This window comes from Flavobacterium cupriresistens, from assembly GCF_020911925.1.
Taxonomy (GTDB): Bacteria; Bacteroidota; Bacteroidia; order Flavobacteriales; family Flavobacteriaceae; genus Flavobacterium; species Flavobacterium cupriresistens.
Genome location: NZ_CP087134.1, coordinates 216,467 through 236,563 on the forward strand (window position 1 = coordinate 216,467; position 20,097 = coordinate 236,563).

The window sequence follows — 20,097 nt, forward strand, 5'->3', positions numbered from 1 at the left end:
GGTTTTAAAAACCAAGGTGTACAAATTTAATGAATTTTGATGGTGATTCAGAGCATCTAAACTCATAAAAAAAACAAAAAACCTATACTATTTTTACACAGTATAGGTTTTAGTATTTTTAAAACGATTGTGTTTTATTTTTTCTCTATCTTTTTTTGTGTTTCTTCAATTTGAAGTGCACCTGAAGATAACAAAGGTTGATTGAACGGATGTGACATAGAGGCTTGTTGACGGATATAGGCCATTTTTATAGCTGCAATTGCCGCTTCTGTTCCTTTGTTTCCGTGAATTCCGCCACTTCTGTCAATAGATTGTTGCATGGTATTATCAGTCAAAACACAAAAAATAACCGGAATATCTGTTTGAACATTCAGATCTTTAATTCCTTGTGTTACGCCTTCACACACAAAATCAAAATGTTTCGTCTCTCCTTGGATTACACATCCAATTACGATAACGGCGTCAACATTTTGGGTCTGAAGCATTTTTTTTGCGCCATAAATCAGCTCAAAACTTCCCGGAACATTCCAACGGATAATTTGTCGAGCCGGAACATCACAATCAACCAGGGCATCAAATGCACCATTGTAAAGTCCTTCTGTTATCGTTTCATTCCACTCAGAAACAACAATCCCAAATCGAAAGTCTTTCGCATTTGGGATTGTGTTTTTATCGTATTCTGATAAATTTTTATTTTCGGTAGCCATCTTTATATTTAAGATTTTAGATTTTACTTTAGATTTCAGATTCTGAAATACAAATCTACAATCTAAAATCTACATTCTAATATTTTTATTGTGCTAATCCAATCAATACATCAACAGAAGCAGCTTCCGGAGTTGCATCGAAGTTTTCTTTGATGTCTGTAAAATACTTTAAAGCATCTTCTTTTTGACCTAAAGCCAAAGCAGTTTTACCGGCTTTTAGCAAGAAACGAGGTGTTGTAAAATCGTTTTTATTAGATTCAGCCGCTTTTACATAATAGCTTAAAGCTTCTTTTTGTTGATTTTTTTGAGAGTAAGCATCTCCGATTGCTCCTTTAGCCAAAGCACTTAAAATCAAATCTTCTGATTTAAAGTCCCCTAAATATTTAATAGCATCGTCAAATTTACCTGTATTCAAATAAGCCATACCTGCATAGTAGTTTGCTAAGTTTCCGGCATCAGTTCCAGAATATTCGTCAGCAATTTTAACAAATCCGAATTTCCCTTCAGAACCGTTTAATGCCAATTTGTATAAAGAATCACTAGCTACACCGTCTGTTGCTTTTTGAAAATTTTGTTGAGCAACAAACATTTCGTTTGCAGCCTCATCTTGTTTAGGCGCTTCAATAAATTTTTGGTAAGCCAAATATCCAATTGTCGCAACCGCAATACCGGCAACTAAACCAATAATGATTTTTTGATTTTTAGCAACCCAATCCTCAGTTTTAGAAGCAGTTTCATCTAACTTAGAAAAAACACCAGCTGTTGTGCTGTCTTTCTCGTCAATGATTACTTGTTGTTCCTCATTTACTTCTTTAACTTCCTTTTCTTTTGGTGCTTTATATCCTCTTTTATTGTAAGTAGCCATTTAAAATTAATTTAGTGAACGGCAAAAATAAAATTTTTATTGAAACCGACGTAAAAAAAATCAATTTTATCACTATTTTAGAAAAAATAATTTCAAATCTCCTAAGTCCTTCCACTTCAGCAACAAAATAATTCATCCTCAAAAGCACTAAAAGTCTTTTATATCGATATTTTTCGATAATTTGCACCCTCAAATTTTATGGTTTCCAAACCTGGCTTATCTCTGCTCAAACTATTGTTTTTGCTACAGATTTCACCAATTATCACTGATTTAAAAAGACCAAAAAGAAGTTTTAACAAACCAGTTCTTTCAAATCGGAGGCAGAAAAAACGAATCTGAAAGAAAAAGTACTGCTACAGAACAACCAATTTTATCCTTAGAGCTTAAAAATGCATTTAAACAAAATCTCTTTATTCAATTATAAAAATTTCTCCGAAGTCAGTTTTGACTTCGACACTAAGATTAATTGTTTTGTTGGAAAAAACGGAATTGGAAAAACGAATGTACTCGACGCTATTTATCATTTGGCGTACGGAAAAAGTTATTTCAATCCCTTGGCCGTGCAAAACATCAAACATGGGGAAGAGTTTTTTGTAATTGATGCGGAATTAGAGAAAAACGACAGAACGGAACAAATTGTTTGCAGCTTAAAAAAAGGGCAGAAAAAAATCTTAAAAAGAAACGGCAAGGCTTACGATAAATTCTCGGACCACATCGGATTTATTCCTTTGGTAATCATTTCGCCTGCCGATCGCGATTTAATTGTGGAAGGTAGCGAAACACGTCGTAAATTTATGGACAGTGTGATCTCGCAATTAGACAGCACTTACCTGCAGCAACTTATACAATATCAGAAAATAATTGTACAGCGAAATGCGCTATTAAAGTATTTTGCACTCAATCACGTTTTTGACAACGATACCTTATCTATATATAATGAGCAATTAAATGTTTTTGGAAAATCTATTTTTGAAAAACGAAAAGACTTCCTGGAACAATTCATCCCTATCTTCAACAAACACCATCAATCGATAACCGGCTCTGAAGAAACGGTACAGCTGGTTTATGAAAGTCATTTGTTTGAAAAAGACTTATTGACTCTTCTACAGGAAACCATCAATAAGGATCGTGCTTTACATTATACAAGTGCCGGTGTGCATAAAGATGATTTGTCATTTGAAATTGACTCCTATCCGATCAAAAAATTTGGCTCACAGGGGCAGCAAAAGTCCTTTTTGATTGCTTTAAAATTGGCTCAGTTTGAATTTCTGAAAAAACAGAGTGGTGTAAAACCGCTTTTACTTTTTGATGATATTTTTGACAAACTAGATGAAAGTCGTGTTGCAAAAATCATCGAGATGGTCAACAGCGAAACATTTGGTCAACTTTTCATTTCTGATACGCATCCGGAACGCACTGAAGCGATTGTAAAATCAACACATCAGAGTTACAAGATCTTTAATTTATGATTTCATTCAGAATACAAAAATGAAAAATCATTACTTTAGCGGTACTATTTTAAAAATCAAGTCCCATGAAATTCTTTTCAACATTACTGCTACTAACTGTATTTACCATTACATCTTGCAACCAAAAACAGACAAACTCTTTTGAGGAAATCAGCCCGAAAGTATTTACAGAAAAAATAAAAACTACCGAAAACCCTCAAATCTTAGACGTTAGAACCCCTGATGAATTTGCATCTGAACACATTGACAATGCTATAAATGTTAACTGGAATGACGAAGATTTCGCTACAAAAGCGGCAACTTACGACAAATCAAAACCTGTTTTTGTCTATTGTTTAAGTGGTGGAAGAAGTAAAAAAGCGGCTGCAAAACTAAACGAATTAGGTTTTACAACAGTCTACGAATTAGAAGGCGGAATCATGAGCTGGAACGCAGAAGGATTATCTAAACCATCAACCGCCCAAATCGGAATGACTCAGGATGATTTTAATAAATTACTGAATACAGATAAAAAAGTTTTAGTAGACTTTTACGCTGAATGGTGTGGTCCTTGCAAACAAATGGAACCGTACTTATTGAAAATGCAAAAAGAAATGGGAGATCAGGTAACCATTATTCGAATCGATGTGGACAAAAACAAAACATTGACTACAGAGATGAAAATAGACCAACTTCCGACTATGTTTTTATACGAGAAAAAAGAAGTCAAATGGAGAAACGTAGGTTTCATCAGCGAACAGGACTTAAAAAAACAACTGCAATAAACTCCCGACTATGCTAACGAAAGAATCATTGCAATTTTTAGACGATCTAAAAGCCAACAACAATAGAGATTGGTTTCAGGACAACAAAAAGAGATACGAAGTTTTCAAAAAAGATTACCACCAATTGGTAAGTGATTTTCTGGATGTAATGAAACCACTTGACCCTTCATTAGAGTTACTTGAAGTCAAAAATTGTACTTTCAGGATCAATCGTGACATTCGGTTTTCTAAAGACAAATCTCCATACAAAGCCCATTTGGGTGTTTGGATATCGGGAGGAACCAAAGGCTTAAACCGTGCCGGGTATTATGTGCACATTGAAAAAGGTGCCAGTTTTATTGCCGGAGGATTTTATTCCCCTGAATCGGATGATTTAAAAAAAGTCAGAAAAGAGATTGCCTTTTTTTACGATGATTTAGAAGGAATTCTATCCGACAAAAACTTCAAAAAAGAGTTTGGCAGTTTTGATGTCAACGAAAGCAATTCGCTTAAAAACCCACCTCGTGGTTATGAGAAAGACCACCCTGCAATTGAATTCTTAAAATTGAAAAGTTTTACAGCTTCTCAAAAATACGACATAAAGGAAGTGGCTCAAAAAGATTTCGTTGCTAAAATGAGTCAAAAACTAATTGCGTTAAAACCTTTAAACGAATTCATCAACCGTGCTTTAGATACGGATGAATTTTAAGTTTTACTTGCCACAAATTTCACAGATTCACACAGATTATTTTTTGAAACGGATTTAGATCTATATAAATTTTTCGCCACAGATTCACACAGATTAGATCATAAACAGGAATTAAATCCTTTTAATCTTTCTAATCTGTGTGAATCTGTGGCAAAAAATACCAATGAATTTTAAACCCATATATTTTTTTACCACGAATTCCAGGAATTAACACCAATTAATTCGTGAAAATTCGTGAAATTCGCGGCTAAAACGCATTGAATGAAAAGAAAAATACTTTTTCTTGGCGAATCTTATCGTGCCGACGCTATCACCTGGATGAAAGGCCTGAAGGAATTTGGTGATTTTGAGATTTGCACCTGGGAGCTTAAAACTCCAAACAATACGAAACTGAACCGTTTCAAACGTATTGCAGAATACCTGTTTGCTCCTCTTTCCATTCGCAAAATCATTCGTCAGGAAAAACCGGATATGGTTATTGCTGAAAGAACGACCAGTTACGGTTTTTTAGCCGCTTTATCAGGCGCCAAAACCATCGCCATTGCACAACAAGGAAGAACCGATTTATGGCCTGAGGGTTCTGTTTTATTGCCTTTAAAAAAAATTATTCAGAAATATGCTTTCAAAAAAGCACATCTAATTCATGCCTGGGGACCGGTCATGACCATTTCAATGAAGGAAATTGGTGTTGACATGAGCAAAGTTTTGGTGCTGCCAAAAGGTATTGATTTGTCTCTTTTTACTCCTTCAACTTCAAATTCCACCAAAATTGAAGCCATCGTAACCCGTTCTTTGCAGCCGGAATACCGACACGATTCCATCCTAAAAGCTTTTTCGATTGTTCAACAAAAAGGAATTGATTTTACAATTACTATCGTTGGTGACGGTACCCGTTTGACTTATTTGAAAGATTTGGCTTCAACCTTACAGATAGAAAACAAGGTGGTTTTTACAGGAAGGATCCCGAATACGGAACTTCCTAAATTACTACAACAATCGAATATCTACATCAGCATGCCAATAACCGAAGGGGTTTCTGCTTCTTTATTTGAAGCCATGGCTTGCCATTGTTATCCTGTAGTTTCTGATATTCCCGGAAATCAGAGTTGGATCACACATCGAAAAAATGGACAGTTAATAACAATTGACGATATCGAAAAACTGGCAGAAGAACTTATTTGGTCTTTTGAAAATCCGGAATCCCGAAATCAGGCTGTACTACAGAACAGAAAATTTGTTGAGGAAAATGCGAATTACAATAGCAACATGAAAATGATTGCAGATAAATACCATGAATTACTTGGCTTACGAGATATGTAGCGTTACTTAACCGCAAGGCTCGCAAGGATTTTTTCGCAAAGGCCGCAAGGTTTAAAACTAAGCCTCACCGCCTTTACAAATACTGCAGTTAAAAAAACTTACTGTTACCCCAAAACCATTACAAAAATTGCCCATTCAGAAACACCAAATGACAGATTTTACAAAAAAATTTAAATTAATCTACCTTCCATTTTTACTAATTACAATAAGTTCTATACTAGGTTATACTTTTTTACACTGGCTCCTTTTTATCCAACTAGAATTATTTTCTATTAAGGAAGATATTTTAAAATTCTGGCTTCCGATCGGATTAGCCTGCCTTTCGATTTACTTTTTTTTATACCCGAGAGTAAAATTACTCCGTTTTAAAAAAGACGACACACCTTCTTTTATTTGTTTTTTAGCAGCACTTATAATTGTCATACCTACCATTACAGCCCAAGAGTATTTAACAACCGCCACAGGAAAAGTAACCGACCTTAAAGATATTTACCAAATACAGAAATTAGAAAAAACGAAATATTATACTTTAAAAAGATGTTACATAGACAAAAGGAATATTGGCGTTCTAAACATGACCTCTCTTAGCGGAAAAGGCAATACAACTTTCAATATCGAGATTTATGTTACAATACCCATTTTCAGAACAGCCAAAGACACCTCAAAAACGGAATGTGAATATTGGCTGGGACAGAAATATACACACAGTATAAGCAACAGTCTTTCATCTGATGATAAAAAATATTATCACAACGAATTTGCACAAACGGTAAGCCAAGAATTTAAATATACCGATTTTAGTAATTTCACTTATCTGGAGGCGATCGGCGAAACTAAGGATCATGACAATTTTGACGATGCTGTTACCAAAAACACGCAATACGATTTTAAAAAACCAATTATTTTTAAAGCCCATAAGGAACGTTTTGAGAAAAGAAATGGCGACAAATTAGAGTGGTTTTTTATCCTATTAAGCGGCGGACTTTTCATCTCGTTAATTTTCCTTCTATTTGCAAAACTAAAAACGGGAGCGATTTACGATTTTAAAAACAGAGGAAAAGCCAGAAACAAAAGCCTAAAAGAAGCCTTTGATATTCTCCTTCCAAAAGAAGACTATTATATAACACCAATCTTAGTAAACATTAACATTATAGTTTTTCTTATAATGGTTATTTCAGGTCTTGGTTTTATGCAGTTCGAAGGAAAAGATTTACTGCAATGGGGAGCCAACTTTAAACCCTCTACAATCAATGGGCAATGGTGGAGACTCCTAACTGCTACATTTCTTCATGGTGGAATAATCCATCTAGCGTCAAACATGTTTGGACTTTTATTTATTGGGGCTTTATTAGAACCTGTTTTAGGGAAAACCAAATTTTCACTTCTCTATTTGTTAACTGGTCTTCTTGCAAGTTTAGCAAGTATATGGTGGTTCGATGCAACTGTTAGTGTGGGTGCTTCCGGTGCTATTTTCGGGCTTTATGGGGTATTTCTTGCTTTACTATTAAAAGAGGTATTTCCAAAAGAATTTAGTACTGTTTTTATGACCAGTACTTTAATATTTATCGCTTATAATCTATTAATGGGATTAACCGGCGGTATTGACAATGCAGCCCATATTGGAGGTCTTTTGAGCGGTTTTATAATTGGCCTTGTTTTATCTCCAATAGTAAAGAAAAAATCAGAATTCGATAACAAATAAAAAGGCAGTTCAAATAAATTATAATCCTTACTTTTGGCCTCAGAATTAATTCTCTAAAAAAGCCTTTTTTATTTATGGAAATTCAATCCAATTTTTCTTTAAAAAAACACAATACATTTGGTATTGAAGCTAAAGCAAAACAATTTGTTGCCGTTCACTCTATTGCCGAACTGAAAACCGTTTTACAAGAAAATAAAAACCAGAAAAAATTCATTTTGGGTGGCGGCAGTAATATGCTTCTGACTCAAGATATTGATGCTTTGGTAATTCATATTGATTTAAAAGGAAAAAAAATCATTGAAGAAAATGATGATTTTGTCTGGGTTGAAAGTCAGGCAGGCGAAACATGGCATGACTTTGTTCTTTGGACGATTGAAAATAATTTTGGCGGGTTAGAAAACATGTCCCTGATTCCGGGAAATGTTGGCACAACTCCAGTTCAGAATATTGGCGCTTACGGAACGGAAATCAAAGATACTTTTGTTTCTTGTGAAGCGATAAACATTGAGTCTCAGGAAATCAAAACTTTCACTAATGCTGATTGTAATTTTGGTTACAGAGAAAGTGTTTTCAAAAATGAAATTAAAGATCAGTATATCATCACAGCTGTGATTTATAAACTAACCAAACGCAATCATAAAATTAATACTTCGTACGGAGATATTCAGGCCGAATTAGCTAAAAACAACATTACTACACCTACCCTGAAGGATGTGAGCAATGCTGTAATTGCGATCCGACAAAGCAAATTGCCGGACCCTAAAGAATTGGGCAACAGCGGAAGTTTCTTTAAAAATCCGATTCTGTTAAAATCGGACTTCGAAAAGATCCATCAAAAATTCCCTGAAATGAAATTTTATGAAGTTTCGGAAACAGAGGTAAAAGTTCCGGCAGGCTGGTTGATTGAGCAAGCGGGTTTTAAAGGAAAACGTTTTGGAGATGCCGGAGTACATAAAAATCAGGCCTTGGTTTTGGTGAATTACGGAAATGCAACAGGACAGGAAATTTTAGCAGTTTCCAAAGCGGTACAGGATACTGTTTTCAAAACATTCGGTATTCATATCGAAGCTGAAGTAAATGTAATTTAAAAAATAGTCTAAGAATTTAATTTCTACATGAAAAAACTTAACATACGAATTGTTTTAATTCAATTATTAGGAATGATTTTCTTCGTTAATGGTATTATGCAACTCCGATTTTATACGGTAGCCGATGAGATTTTCTTCGCAAAGAATCATTTTCACTATCAAAAACTAGAACACTGGACTCGATTTTTCCCAACAAAAGAAGAGAGTTTTAATTTCTGGCCCAACGTTTACATATGGATCTTTTATGGTTTGTCATTTGGAATCTTAATCATTTCTTATCTAAACTGGAAAAACAAACTTTCGGCACTAAACACCATTTTGGTTGCAATCGTAATGTACGTTCTTTTGAGATTGAAATTTTTCAGAAGAGAGGTAATCTCTCATTTTTTCAATCCCTTTAGAACCTTGTTTTCTAATGACTTTGCCATACAATGTTTAATTGAAGGAGCAGCTTTTACTTTAATTGGAGTCCTTATTTTATATATAAGCATCAGTCCAAGTTTATTTAATTCTGAGGAAACTCTAATTCAAAATTAAAAACAACGATAGAGATTCGCTCATTACGTTCTTAAGTCCAAAATAATAAAAAACAGTAATACCGGCGAATAAACAATAAGAAAACACTTATATTTGTTTTAATGACAGAAGGAAGTCAGACCGACGTTTTACCGTTTATATTAGAGAACAAAGTCAAAGAAGGTGACGGCATAACGGAAACTTAAGAACGGTCGTCAAGAACAAAAAAAGGGCTTGTTTTTCTAAAACTGTATTAAATGAATTATCGTAAATTACACGAAATACATAAACTGACCTGAAACTATTTACTTCGGTCGTTTTTTTAACTCGATAACACCAACTAAAATGTACACACCTCAGCTCTATAAAAACGAAGATCCGGAAGCAATCAAAACTTTTTTGAAAGAGAATAGTTTTGGCATTCTGATCAATCAGACCAACGGAAAATTATGTGCCACGCATATTCCGATAGAACTCGAAATTAACGCTGACGGAAAAGAGGTTTTACAGGGGCATATCTCAAAATTAAATCCACAGGCAGAAGGTTTTGCAGAAAACGACCAGGTTTTGGCTGTATTTTCAGGACCTCACAGTTATATTTCGCCTTCCTGGTACGATCACGAAAATGTACCAACATGGAATTATATAGCCGTACATGTTTATGGCCGTATTAAAATCACGGATGAAACTGTAACACTCGAAGGACTTAAAAAATTAGTAGATAAATACGAAGCCAACTCAGAGAATCCGATTCGTCTGGAAGATTTATCTGCGAAAACAATGCGTGAAGCCAGAGGAATCTTTGGTTTTGAAATAGAAATTGATGAAATTCAGGCGACAAAAAAACTATCTCAAAACAGGGATGATCACAATTACAAAAACATAATTTCGGAATTAAAAAAAACCGAAAACCCTCAGGCTATTGCTGTTGCAAACGAAATGTCAAAATGCCGAAAGTAAATTGGTTTTAACCATTGAAAATTAGGAATTCATAAGTACATTTGCACTCGCAAGATTCAAAAATCAAAAGACATTAAAATCAGATGCTTACATTCATTTTTTACTTTTTTATTGCTGTTGTTGTCATCCAACTTTCTTATTATCTGGGTATTTTTGGAAAATTCGCTTTTGGTAAACCACAAAGTATCACGCCAAAGAATATTCCGGTTTCCGTAATTGTTTGTGCTAAAAACGAAGAAGAAAACGTAAAAAAATACATTCCGTTATTAGCGGAACAAAACTATCCGGATTTTGAAATTGTTTTAATTGATGATGCCTCAAGTGATGAAACACTCGAAGCTTTTGAAGAATTTGAGAAACAATACGCAAACGTTCGTTTGGTAAAAGTAGAAAACAATGAAGCCTTTTGGGGCAATAAAAAATATGCATTGACCTTAGGAATCAAAGCATCAAAAAAAGAATACTTACTCTTTACCGATGCGGATTGTTATCCGGCATCTAAAGACTGGATTACAGCAATGACCTCGCAATTTACCATGAACAGAACTATTGTTTTGGGATATGGAGGTTATGATAAAATAGAGCGTTCTCTGTTAAATAAAGTCATTCGTTTCGAAACTGTTCTTACTGCCATGCAATATTTATCGTGGGCAAAAGTCGGGGCTCCGTATATGGGAGTCGGGCGAAATCTTGCCTATAAAAAAGAAGAGTTTTTTAATGTAAATGGTTTTATTGAACACATTCAGATTCGCTCCGGTGATGATGATTTGTTTGTCAATCAGGCAGCAAACAAAAACAACACAGTCATCGCTTACACACCTGACAGTTTCACTTACTCAAAACCAAAAGAAACTTACAGAGAATGGTTTGCTCAAAAAAGAAGGCATGTTGCTACAGCAAATTATTACAAAGTTTTTGATAAAATTCAGTTAGGTCTTTTTTATACCTCACAATTATTTTTCTTTATATTAGTTATCCTTTTATTGGCTTTCCAATTTCAATGGATTGCTGTATTGGCTTTGCTGGCGACACGTTACACTATTGCGTGGATTGTAATTGGATTTTCGGCATCAAAATTGAAAGAAAAAGATCTTAGAGCTTGGTTTCCTGTTGTAGAAATCATGCTTATATTCACGCAAATTAATATCTTTATAACTAATATCTTTTCAAAACCCGTACATTGGAAATAAATTCTAAAATAGAAAAAGCAAAAAAAGGCGATCAGATCGCCTTTACTTTTTTGTTAGATTTTTATTGGAATGAAGTGTACGGATTTATGTTAAAACGTACAGAAAACGAAACCACTGCCGAAGATATTACCATTGAGACCTTCTCAAAAGCTTTTGACAAGATTGCTTCCTACAACCCGGAATTTCAATTCAACACCTGGTTAATTGCAATTGCAAAAAATGTTTATATTGATCTGTTACGTAAAAAGAAAACCAATCTTTTTATAGAAATCACTGATGCTGAGGACCAACAGGCTTACAATATCGCTGACACCACTCCGTCTGCCGAAGATGCTTTAATTAAAGAGCAAAACCTGTCCCGCTTACTACAATGCATCAAAGAATTAAAACCCCACTATCAGGAAGTAATTCAGCTTCGTTATTTTCAGGAAATGAGTTATCAGGAGATTGCACTCAAAATTGATGAGCCTTTAAGCAACGTAAAAGTAAAATTACTACGCGCTAAAAAATTATTAGCCGAAATCATTGAACGCAAAAGATAATTTACTATCTTTCGGTAAAGAATGAAATATCCATGTATTTTTTCTTAAAAAAGTGAATTATCAACCCTCTAAAGTTCTTTTGTTTTTAATGACAACCAAATTAAATTTTCGTTGCTTATGATGTAATTTTTACTTAACCTTAAAATCCAATTAAACATGTCAAAACTAAGCATCTATGAAACCAAGTGGACCGATCTTGTTTTCGAAAACAAAAACAAAGAATACGGAGCGTATCAATTGCGCCAAGAAAGTGCTAAAAACTCCATAACAGCCTTATTCGGAGGATTATTGGTTATAGCCTCGTTAGGAACTGCCTCTATGCTGATTAGTAAATTCAAAAAAGTAGACGTAACTCCGATACCAACTGACATTCCAATAAGCGACCCGCTCATTGTTACACAGGTAGATCTGACTCATGAAGTAACACCGCCACCACCTCCTCCGACACAACAAACTGCCGCGACACAGGTAACAGAGGCAGTTCAATTGACAAATCCGGTCGTAGTTGCGGCATCACAGGCTGCTGTTGAAGAAATAGCTCCAAATACAGTTAATGCTCCCGTGGTAACAAATACAACAGGAAATGGAATTGCGACTACAAACGTTTTACCGTCAACCGGTAATGGTACAGGAGTTACTCCATCTGTTCCCAACACTAATGAACCAGTGCTTGCAACTGCATTAGACAAAATGCCGGAATTCCCAGGAGGAATGGCCAAGTTCTATACGTTCGTTGGAAATAATTTCCAAAGACCGGAATTAGACGCCGAAAGAACGTTGAGAGTTTATGTATCTTTTGTAGTTGAAAAAGACGGTTCTTTAACAGATATCATGGTAAAAAATGATCCTGGTTACGGAATGGGAAGAGAAGCTGTTCGCGTTCTAAAATCACTAAAAACAAAATGGACTCCCGGAATCCTAAACGGAAAAGCAGTCCGCACCGCATATAACCTTCCAATAACAATCAAAACGGAAGCTGAATAACCAAACGAGAAAAACGGCTGTCTTAAAAAGGCAGCCGTTTTTTTTGTTCCTTCTCCTAAAGTGCTGTCTCAGTTTTTAGTTTCAGTTTTCAGTCTCAGTCTCAGTTCACATTCTACAGTTTACATTTTTCATCCTACTTACAGCTCAAAAACTTAACAGCCCCACCATTTAACAAACAAAAAAGCGCCCCTTGCGTAAAACCTTGCGAACTTCGCGGTTAAACTCTCATGCAGAGTCTCAGCCCCAGTCTCAGTCTCAGTTGAAACATGAAACATGAAACTTGAAACTTGAAACAAAAAAAACCTCCCCCCTCCTTCCACAATAACAACTATTTCCACAAAGTCAAAATCCAATTCATAAAATCAGCAAAATCCACTACATTTACAGCTTATAAAAAGAATTGTATAAAAATTAAAAACAATAAAAATGGGAATATTTTCGGCTTTACTTGGTAACGCAGGCACCGTTAGTCAAGAGGATTTAGTTAAAAATTACGGTCAGCTTCTAACAGATCGTGAGGAAATCGAAATGGGTTTTAAACTAATCAGAGACACTTTTATTTTTACAAACAAAAGATTAATTCTGGTAGACAAACAAGGAATAACAGGAAGCAAAACCGAATACAGATCAATTGCTTACAAAAGCATTTCAAGATTCAGTATCGAGACAGCAGGTACTTTTGACCTTGACGCTGAATTAAAAATCTGGGTGGCCAGCGAATTACAACCAAGTATCGTAAAACAATTTAACAAATCGGTAAACGTATACGAAGTGCAAAAAGTATTAGCACACCACGTTTTAGGTTAATCTAATAAAAAAATAAAACCCGACAGGTTTTTGAAACCTGTCGGGTTGTTTATTTTTACAACAGCCAGAAATTATTTCTTCTTTTTAGTTGTTTTTTTGGTCGTTGTTGCTTTTTTAGACGGTGCTGTGTTTACAATTTTCTGTTGTACATACGCTTTATACAAACCATCTTTTTCTGCTCTGGCTTTCGCATCATCCGCTCTCTTTTTAGAATCCGGATGTGAACTCATCATCTGATCGATAAAAGAAGCTTCAGCTCCTTCGCTCATTTTGGCCAGAATTCGGAATGCAGATTCTTCGGCATTCACGTTATAGCCATTTTTCTTCATGAAATTGTACGAAAACAAATCTGCTTCTGCTTCTTGTTTTCTACTATGTTTACTATCAATCATAGCGCTTCCGATTTTACCCAGCTGACTGTCTGTAACTGACGTAATAGTCGCTGATTGCGATGCAGCTCCATCAATCAACGCTTCTTTTTGATACGCTGCTCTCATCGCGTCTCTTGAATCATTATTGGCAACGTGACCAATTTCATGACCGATTACTGCAAGCAATTCATTATCATCCATAATATCCATTAAACCGGAATACACACGAACACTTCCGTCTGCCGTTGCAAAAGCATTTACTTCTTTAACTTTATATACTTTATAATTTAAGGTATACCCTTCACCGGTAGTATATTTTCCAAAAACACGATTCAATCTCAAAGTGTAACCATCTGTTGGACCTGCAATTTCGTGTTCTGCATCTAATTTAACTACCGCTTCTTTAGACAACTTTGCAGCGTCAGCATTACTCAAAGTAAAACTTGTGATTCCTTTTTGAACAGCTCCAATGGCTTTATCTCCAAAACTAATTTGCGCATTCATTCTAGTAAAACCAAAAGTGGCAAACAAAACTCCCAATACAATAAATTTCTTTTTCATGTTTTTATACTATTACAATTTAACATCAAATGTACTACTAACGAAATACTATTTTATTTCTTTTCGGTTAATTTTTTAACAATTAAAGATATAAATTTTATACGGGTAAAAATCAAACAGATATCATAATTCTTTGACTTCAATCCATAAACAAATTAAAAATTAAGCAAACAAATAAAAATAGCTATGTAAAATTAAAGTTTTAACAGTAACACAAAATTATACGCAAAAGCCATACCATCAGTTAATAGATATCAACAGCAAATTAACCGGTAAACGAATCTCCAAATAAACTACATTCCGTATCTTTGTGCTTTGAATTTTGATTTATGGAAACAGTCATTGAAAATATACCAACTGGAAAACCGAAATGGTTAAAAGTAAAACTTCCAATTGGACAAAAATATACAGAGCTTCGTGGTTTAGTAGACAAGTATAGTTTAAATACTATTTGCACCTCAGGAAGCTGCCCAAATATGGGAGAATGCTGGGGTGAAGGAACAGCAACTTTTATGATTCTCGGAAATGTTTGCACGCGTTCTTGCGGGTTTTGCGGTGTAAAAACCGGAAGACCGGAAACTGTCGATTGGGATGAACCTGAAAAAGTAGCCCGATCTATAAAAATCATGAACATCAAACATGCGGTAATTACCAGTGTTGACCGAGATGATTTAAAAGATGGTGGTTCTATCATCTGGATTGAAACGGTAAAAGCAATTCGCAGAATGAACCCAAATACCACTCTTGAAACCTTAATTCCGGATTTCCAGGGAATCGAAAGAAACATCGACCGAATTGTAGAAGCCAATCCTGAAGTAGTTTCACATAATGTGGAGACGGTACGCCGTTTGACACGTGAGGTGCGTATTCAGGCTAAATACGATCGTAGCCTTGAAGTATTGCGTTACCTGAAAGAAAAAGGAATCAACAGAACCAAGTCAGGTATTATGCTGGGTCTTGGTGAAACGGAAGAAGAAGTATTCCAAACGATGACCGATTTACGTAATGCAAATGTAGATGTAGTGACTATTGGTCAATACCTGCAACCAAGTAAGAAACATTTGCCCGTAAAAGAATTCATAACACCGGATCAATTTGCCAAATACGAGAAATTTGGTCTTGAATTAGGTTTCCGTCATGTGGAGAGTGGGCCTTTAGTTCGTTCTTCCTACAAAGCACAAAAACATATTTTATAAAATTTATCCTTCTATTCGATTGCTTATTTTGATCCGATAAAAGGACTAACTGAATACTAAATCGCTTGAAAACAAGAATTGCTATTAACGGTTTTGGAAGAATTGGAAGAAATTTATTTCGTTTACTTTTAAACCATTCAGAAATTGAAGTCGTTGCTATAAATGACATTGCAGATAACAAAACAATGTCTCATCTGATCAAATACGACAGTATACATGGTGTCTTGCCTTTTAAAGTAAGTCACGATGAAAAAGGGATTATCGTTGATGGAAAGCATTTTTTATTTTTTCATGAAAAAAGTATTTCAAATTTAGACTGGGAAAGTCATTCTATTGATTTTGTAATCGAATCAACAGGAAAGTATAAGACCCATGAAGATTTAAACAAACATATTGAAGTTGGAGCCAAAAAGGTGATTCTTTCTGCTCCTTCTGAAGTTGATACTATAAAAACGGTTGTACTTGGAGTAAACGAACATATACTGGACGGTAATGAAACGATAGTTTCGAATGCAAGTTGCACAACAAATAACGCTGCTCCGATGATTAAAATCATTGAAGAACTATGCGGTATTGAGCAGGCATACATTACAACAATACATTCGTACACTACTGATCAGAGTCTTCACGACCAACCACATAAGGATTTACGCCGTGCGAGAGGTGCCAGTCAGTCAATTGTTCCAACAACTACGGGTGCAGCTAAAGCTTTAACAAAAATTTTCCCTAAATTGCATGAAAAAATAGGGGGTTGTGGAATTCGAGTACCCGTTCCGGATGGTTCATTAACTGACATCACATTTAATGTGCAACGTGCCGTGACGATCGAAGAAATCAACACCGCTTTTGAAAAAGCCTCAAATACAAATTTAAAAGGAATATTAGATTACACAGAAGATCCGATTGTATCGGTTGATGTGATTGGTAACACAAATTCGTGTCTTTTTGACGCACAACTAACCTCCGTTATTGACAAAATGGTAAAAGTTGTGGGTTGGTATGATAATGAAATTGGCTATTCATCACGATTGATTGATTTGATTTTACTGATGAAAAAAACATAAGATTCATTGTAAGAAGCATTGCGATACATGAAACATTATCTTTTAATTCTTATTAGTTTTTTTAGTCTGTTTTTGTATTCTCAAGTGGAACAGAATACAGATAGTGCTTTCTATTATAATAAGTTAGCCAACGCCAATCTTCAAAACAAAAAATTCGATCAGGCTGTTTTTTTTACACAGAAATCAATTGATTTTTGTGCCACAAATAACTTTCCCGATAATTTGGCCAATCAGACTTTTAAGCTTGGTAAAATTTATTACAACCAAAGAAATTATAACGAAGCTTTAAAAAACTTTTACAAAAGTGTTTCTTTGTTTGATAAAGCAAAACCAACCTGCACCAAAGCGCTGGCACTACACTACATAGGCATAACCAATGTAGCAAAAGGCAATTATCAGCTCGCTGAAATTTATTATAAAAAAGCAGATTCTCTTTTAAAGAAATTAAATATTGTTGACAAAGCTGAAATTTTGCACTACGAAAAAGCAATCGCGTTTAAGGCCAGCAACAACTTTCCTTTAGCGATAGAAACTTTTCAAAAAATAGTCAAAAAACCGGACAACAAGCCCAATTTAAAAACTAAAACCGACGCGTATTATCAACTGGGATTAATTGAAACGCAGCTGAAACAAAATGATTCTGCCATCATTCATTTCGACAAGGCTTTAGAAATAAACGCCAAAACCAATGATCTGGTTCAAAAATCAAAAATAATTCTGGCCATAAGTCAGTACTACAAAAGAAACAAACATTTTGACCTTGCTTACTCCTATCTTGATGAATACTACCAGATCGAGAACTCTCTTTTAAAAATAAAAAGTGCAAAATTAGACTCCAATCAGTTTAAAAAATTCAAACACAGCCAGTCTGTCAGCACTACTTTAAAGCGAGAGAACGAGGAGAAAATTCAATTAAAAACATATCGATACTCCAAACTCGTAAGCATCTTGGCGATTGCCTTAATTTCGATTTTATCTCTTTTGAGTTTGGCTCTTTACAAAAACAACATTATTCGAAATCAGAATAATTTGCTTTTGAGAGAAAAAAACAAAGAACTCATTCTGGCTAAAAACAAAGCAGAGAAAGCATCAAAAGCCAGATCAGAATTTCTGTCAACGGTAAGTCATGAACTCCGGACTCCCTTAAATGCAATCAACGGTATTACGCATTTATTGCTCGAAGACAGTCCTAAAAAAAACCAGTTAAAGTACCTCGAGTCTTTAAAATTCTCCGGAAACTACCTGACCACTTTTATCAACGAGATTCTTGAAATCAACAAAATTGACTCCACAAAAGTAGAAGTCGAACATATTCCTTTCCATCTGAAAGAGTTGTTATTCAACATTCAAAGCTCCTTAAAAGAGCTCGCAACGGCTAACAAAAATTACTTCAACCTTGAAATGGACGAAGCAATTCCCGATAATTTAATTGGTGACCCTACCAAATTATCTCAGATCATACTTAACCTGATCAACAACGCGTTAAAATTCACTCAAAACGGACATGTAAATGTAATTGCCAAATTATATGCCATTGAAGAAGAAAATGCCACCGTTTATTTTGAAATTGTCGACACCGGAATCGGAATCCCGGAAGACAAACTGCAAACCGTTTTTGAAAGCTTTTCTCAGGCCTCTGTAGAAGTAAACCGAAAATACGGCGGAACCGGCCTTGGACTTACCATCGTAAAAAAATTAATTGAGTTGTTGGGCGGCGAAATCAAATTAAAAAGTGAAGTTGGCAAAGGCTCTACTTTTACCTTCAAATTAAACTTTAAAATCAACAATGAACCTCTCGAGGTCAAAGAAGAATCAAAACCATACAACGACAAACAATTGAAACACAAATCGATTTTACTGATTGAAGACAACAAAATCAATCAGATGATTACCCGAAAAATGCTAGAGAATAAAGCGATCATATGCGAAATAGTCGATAATGGCGAAGATGCTGTTGAACTTCTAAAAGTAAAACGATTCGACATGATTTTAATGGATGTTCACTTACCGGGAATCAACGGAACAACAGCCACAAAACAAATTAGAGAATTTGACAAAATAACACCAATTATTGCTCTAACCGCTATTTCACTAGACGAAAACAGAGACATGTTATTGTCTTACGGCATGAATGATGTCATCACAAAACCCTTTGTTCCGGACGAGTTTTACAGTATAATTGCACGCTTTTTTGATTGATTCCTTAAACCGCTAAAATCAAACGCCTCCTTTTACATACGCTAAAATCGCAGCATCAAAATTTTGGTGTTTGCTGATAAATGTGCTTTTTATCGGCAGGTAATACAACTGCGAAACCAATTTCGAGTCTTTCAGGCGAACGTAGTCTTTCTCTGTTGTAATGATTTTTTTTCCTTGAGCTTTGTTCTGAATCATTTCCAAATCGGACTCTGAAAAATGATGATGATCCGGAAAAGTGAGGCATTCTTCTTTTCCATTTTTCAAATAATTAAAAAAGGAGGTCGGTTTTGCGATTCCGGCCAAAAGTAGTTTTGGTTCGCCCTCAATCTCTTTTACAGCAATTTTCTCCTCCTTACTATAAATAAAATCATCGTATGCTATAAAAGTAAAATACAATTGCTGGGAGTCAGCCAATTTTAATTTTACCTGGATTTCATTTTGTTTTTCAACTGATAAATCCTTCGGACATTTTGTTACAATAACAATATTTGCACGATTTGCACCACTTCTGCTTTCTCTTAAATTTCCGGTTGGCAACATAAAATCATCCGCGTACAAATCATCAAAAGCCGTTAATAAAATATAAAATCCGGCTTTTACTTTTCGGTGTTGATAGGCATCATCCAACAAAATAACTTCCGGTTTTGTTGTTTGCGAAAGCAATTGTGTGACTCCGTTCGTTCTGTTCGCATCAACAGCTACCTGAACATTTGGAAATTTCTGAAAAAACTGAAAAGGTTCATCGCCTAAAACAGCAGCATTTGATGTAGCATCTGCCAAAACAAAACCTTCAGATTGTCGTTTGTACCCACGACTCAAAGTTGCTATTTTGTAAGTATCCGCCAACAACCGAATAAGGTATTCGATCTGAGGTGTTTTTCCGGTTCCGCCAACGCTCAAATTTCCAACCGCTATAACCGGCAGATCAAACGAGGTAGATTTCAGAATCCCTTTATCAAAAAGAAAATTACGAATCGTAGTAATCAATCCGTATAAAATCGCAAACGGAAAAAGTAGTTTTCGAAGTACATTCATTTTACGAAAGTATAATTTTTTTCGTTAATTTGTGGTAATCTGTCTCAGCTTTCCTTTTTCAGTAGTCCC

The 20,097-nt window shown here is 35.1% G+C and carries 19 protein-coding genes; 15 read left to right on the forward strand and 4 right to left on the reverse strand.

The window, feature by feature from the left end; all coding sequences use genetic code 11:
• Nucleotides 1-134 precede the first annotated feature (134 nt).
• Nucleotides 135-707: a 6,7-dimethyl-8-ribityllumazine synthase gene (gene ribH / locus LNP23_RS01045; protein WP_047774065.1), complete on the reverse strand. Its 573-nt coding sequence runs from the start codon at nt 705-707 to the stop codon at nt 135-137.
• A gap of 85 nt (nt 708-792) precedes the next feature.
• Complete coding sequence (locus tag LNP23_RS01050; protein ID WP_047774067.1) at nt 793-1,572, reverse strand: tetratricopeptide repeat protein; 780 nt, start codon at nt 1,570-1,572, stop codon at nt 793-795.
• A gap of 389 nt (nt 1,573-1,961) precedes the next feature.
• Here LNP23_RS01050 and recF point away from each other — a divergent pair, with 389 nt between their 5' ends.
• From recF to LNP23_RS01110, 12 genes are all read left to right on the forward strand, one after another.
• Nucleotides 1,962-3,041, forward strand: a complete 1,080-nt coding sequence (gene recF / locus LNP23_RS01055) for a DNA replication/repair protein RecF (RefSeq protein ID WP_230003167.1) — start codon at nt 1,962-1,964, stop codon at nt 3,039-3,041.
• Between the two features lie 65 nt (nt 3,042-3,106).
• Nucleotides 3,107-3,805 carry a thioredoxin domain-containing protein gene (locus LNP23_RS01060; RefSeq protein ID WP_230003169.1) on the forward strand — a complete coding sequence of 233 codons (699 nt, stop codon included), beginning with the start codon at nt 3,107-3,109 and terminating at the stop codon, nt 3,803-3,805.
• A gap of 10 nt (nt 3,806-3,815) precedes the next feature.
• On the forward strand, nt 3,816-4,493 hold the full coding sequence (locus LNP23_RS01065; RefSeq protein WP_230003171.1) for a DUF2461 domain-containing protein: 678 nt from the start codon (nt 3,816-3,818) through the stop codon (nt 4,491-4,493).
• 261 nt (nt 4,494-4,754) lie between these two features.
• Nucleotides 4,755-5,813 (forward strand): glycosyltransferase family 4 protein, encoded by a 1,059-nt coding sequence (locus LNP23_RS01070; protein WP_230003173.1) that lies wholly within the window; start codon nt 4,755-4,757, stop codon nt 5,811-5,813.
• 148 nt (nt 5,814-5,961) lie between these two features.
• Nucleotides 5,962-7,515 (forward strand): rhomboid family intramembrane serine protease, encoded by a 1,554-nt coding sequence (locus LNP23_RS01075; protein WP_230003175.1) that lies wholly within the window; start codon nt 5,962-5,964, stop codon nt 7,513-7,515.
• A 74-nt stretch (nt 7,516-7,589) separates the two neighbouring features.
• Nucleotides 7,590-8,603, forward strand: a complete 1,014-nt coding sequence (gene murB, locus LNP23_RS01080) for a UDP-N-acetylmuramate dehydrogenase (protein ID WP_047774079.1) — start codon at nt 7,590-7,592, stop codon at nt 8,601-8,603.
• Nucleotides 8,604-8,630: 27 nt separating this feature from the next.
• On the forward strand, nt 8,631-9,140 hold the full coding sequence (locus LNP23_RS01085; RefSeq protein ID WP_047774081.1) for a hypothetical protein: 510 nt from the start codon (nt 8,631-8,633) through the stop codon (nt 9,138-9,140).
• 324 nt (nt 9,141-9,464) lie between these two features.
• Nucleotides 9,465-10,079 (forward strand): FMN-binding negative transcriptional regulator, encoded by a 615-nt coding sequence (locus tag LNP23_RS01090; RefSeq protein WP_047774083.1) that lies wholly within the window; start codon nt 9,465-9,467, stop codon nt 10,077-10,079.
• Nucleotides 10,080-10,162: 83 nt separating this feature from the next.
• Entirely contained in the window at nt 10,163-11,269 is a 1,107-nt protein-coding gene (locus LNP23_RS01095) for a glycosyltransferase (RefSeq protein ID WP_230003177.1), read from the forward strand.
• Nucleotides 11,260-11,811: an RNA polymerase sigma factor gene (locus tag LNP23_RS01100; RefSeq protein WP_047774088.1), complete on the forward strand. Its 552-nt coding sequence runs from the start codon at nt 11,260-11,262 to the stop codon at nt 11,809-11,811. The genes LNP23_RS01095 and LNP23_RS01100 overlap by 10 nt, the downstream gene beginning before the upstream one ends.
• Before the next feature lie 156 nt (nt 11,812-11,967).
• A complete protein-coding gene (locus LNP23_RS01105; protein WP_047774089.1) occupies nt 11,968-12,795 on the forward strand; it encodes an energy transducer TonB in 828 nt (275 codons plus the stop codon).
• Between the two features lie 426 nt (nt 12,796-13,221).
• Complete coding sequence (locus LNP23_RS01110) at nt 13,222-13,602, forward strand: PH domain-containing protein (RefSeq protein ID WP_047774091.1); 381 nt, start codon at nt 13,222-13,224, stop codon at nt 13,600-13,602.
• Between the two features lie 71 nt (nt 13,603-13,673).
• Here the strand turns inward: LNP23_RS01110 and LNP23_RS01115 are convergent, their stop codons facing one another.
• Entirely contained in the window at nt 13,674-14,534 is an 861-nt protein-coding gene (locus LNP23_RS01115; RefSeq protein WP_047774093.1) for a M48 family metalloprotease, read from the reverse strand.
• Between the two features lie 329 nt (nt 14,535-14,863).
• On the opposite strand from LNP23_RS01115, the gene lipA reads away from it, so the two are divergent.
• The 3 genes from lipA to LNP23_RS01130 all read left to right on the forward strand — a co-directional run bounded on the left by lipA (nt 14,864) and on the right by LNP23_RS01130 (nt 18,993).
• Nucleotides 14,864-15,730, forward strand: a complete 867-nt coding sequence (lipA, locus tag LNP23_RS01120; RefSeq protein WP_047774095.1) for a lipoyl synthase — start codon at nt 14,864-14,866, stop codon at nt 15,728-15,730.
• A gap of 65 nt (nt 15,731-15,795) precedes the next feature.
• Entirely contained in the window at nt 15,796-16,794 is a 999-nt protein-coding gene (gene gap / locus LNP23_RS01125; RefSeq protein WP_047774097.1) for a type I glyceraldehyde-3-phosphate dehydrogenase, read from the forward strand.
• 27 nt (nt 16,795-16,821) lie between these two features.
• Nucleotides 16,822-18,993 carry a tetratricopeptide repeat-containing hybrid sensor histidine kinase/response regulator gene (locus LNP23_RS01130; protein WP_230003178.1) on the forward strand — a complete coding sequence of 724 codons (2,172 nt, stop codon included), beginning with the start codon at nt 16,822-16,824 and terminating at the stop codon, nt 18,991-18,993.
• An 18-nt stretch (nt 18,994-19,011) separates the two neighbouring features.
• Here LNP23_RS01130 and lpxK read toward each other — a convergent pair whose 3' ends face one another.
• Complete coding sequence (gene lpxK, locus LNP23_RS01135) at nt 19,012-20,028, reverse strand: tetraacyldisaccharide 4'-kinase (RefSeq protein WP_230003180.1); 1,017 nt, start codon at nt 20,026-20,028, stop codon at nt 19,012-19,014.
• Nucleotides 20,029-20,097: the final 69 nt, after the last annotated feature.